Genomic DNA, 1,524 nt, shown 5'->3' with positions numbered 1-1,524 from the left:
CCCAGGTCCGACCCAGTCCCGGACGCTGTGGCTTGGCCGTTCAGGAGCCCTTCTCGCGTCTTCGTGCCCGATGCGTCCTCAGGCCCGTCCGGCTTCTCGCCGTTCTTCCCCGACTTCTTCAGCTCAAGTTTGGCCATCTTGTTCGGCGTGGAGGCGATCTCACGGTCACGCTCCCGCCGCGGGTGAAGGTGGACCCGAGACGATCTCCGCGGGGTCTGGCCTGCTCAGAGATCGGGCCGAGTCCTGCTCGTTGAGCATTCCGGGAGACCTCGAAGGCGGGAGATCGCCAGGGCACAGACGAGTTGGGTCACGATCTCCTGCGCGGACCGCCGCATTCGGACATGGCACCGAGTAAACCATCAATGGACCCGAGACGTCCTTTTTAACAATTGATGTCACTTGTGCGATGGGGGTTCAGAATGCGCGTACTGTTCAGGGGGTTGCTGACACTCGTCATGTCGGCCACTCTCATCGGGGTGCTCGGCACGTCCGCGTCGGCCGCATGCGAGACCGCATGGGGATCGCTGCCGAAGGGCACGCTGAGCGATTACTCGCAGGGGCCGCTGGAGCGGGTCCGCACCGGTCGTCAGAGCTGTTACGACCGGCTGGTCATCGAGGTGGCCGGATCGGGCTTTGGCCACCGTACCGAGTACGTCGACCAGGTGGTCCGTGACGGTTCGGGCGAGCCGGTTCCGTTGCGAGGCGGCGCCAAGCTGCGGATCATCGTCCAGGCGGCCGCTGCCACGGGGTTCCCGACCGGCTCACCCAACCTGGCTGATGTCGCCGGTTACACCACGTTCCGGCAAGTAGCGGGGGCGGGCTCATTCGAGGGCCAGACGACGATCGGCCTGGGCGTGCGGGCGCGCCTGCCGTTCCGGGTCTTCACGCTCCTGCGCGAGGGCGGGGGCACGCGGCTCATCGTCGACGTCGCCCACACCTGGTAGTTGCGGGCCCGTCCGGCGGGTCGCGCGGCGAGCGTCGCGTGGCCGAGGCCCGGCCGGCGGGCCGCGGCGGTCCGGTCCCCCGCCCGGGCCGCCGTCAGGCGTTCAGTCCCTCGAAGCGGGTGAGTTGCACACCAGCAGCGGCCGCGAGGCGGGCGTTAATGCGCAGATCTACCAGGCGCTCACCTGGAGCCTCGTGGACCTGGGCACGGTACGCATCGGCGGTCATGGCACCATCGAGCATCGCGGCGGGGGCTCCAGCCGAGGCCGATGAAGGCCCAGGAGACAGCGAGCCTCGCTCAACTGGGGCCGTGAACGCGCCGCAGCAGCTCCAGAACCAAAGCGCGGGATATTCGCGGGATGAATCGGCCTGGTCAGGTCGGTCAGACCGGCTCCTGCCGAGCTCAACGGGGGAGAAGTCCCAAGATCCACGATCCTCTAAAAACCGTCGGCTGTGCCCGTTGCGTGCCCGTCAGAGCGGGCAACCAGGGAACGTACGGTTACTCACGGGTGCATCGCCGCTCCGGCGCAGGTCAGCCTCGCCGCAGGTGGGCGGCGATCGCTGGTAGTGACTTCCCAAGCT

At 67.8% G+C, this 1,524-nt stretch carries 2 protein-coding genes; one reads left to right on the top strand and one right to left on the bottom strand.

Annotated elements, in window-relative coordinates:
- Nucleotides 1–419: 419 nt before the first annotated feature.
- On the top strand, nt 420–944 hold the full coding sequence (locus HKK72_RS39165) for a hypothetical protein (RefSeq protein WP_187239417.1): 525 nt from the start codon (nt 420–422) through the stop codon (nt 942–944).
- Between the two features lie 94 nt (nt 945–1,038).
- Here the strand turns inward: HKK72_RS39165 and HKK72_RS39160 are convergent, their stop codons facing one another.
- On the bottom strand, nt 1,039–1,185 hold the full coding sequence (locus tag HKK72_RS39160; RefSeq protein WP_187239416.1) for a hypothetical protein: 147 nt from the start codon (nt 1,183–1,185) through the stop codon (nt 1,039–1,041).
- Between the last annotated feature and the right edge of the window lie 339 nt (nt 1,186–1,524).

This window comes from Actinomadura sp. HBU206391 (genome assembly GCF_014323665.1).
GTDB lineage: Bacteria > Actinomycetota > Actinomycetes > Streptosporangiales > Streptosporangiaceae > Actinomadura_C.
This window is presented reverse-complemented; position numbering and strand designations above follow the sequence as displayed.

Bases quoted from the DNA above. Each gene is read 5' to 3' on its own strand.
- HKK72_RS39165 (WP_187239417.1), top strand. From the start codon at position 420: ATGCGCGTACTGTTCAGGGGGTTGCTGACACTCGTCATGTCGGCCACT.
- HKK72_RS39160 (WP_187239416.1), bottom strand. From the start codon at position 1,185: ATGCTCGATGGTGCCATGACCGCCGATGCGTACCGTGCCCAGGTCCAC.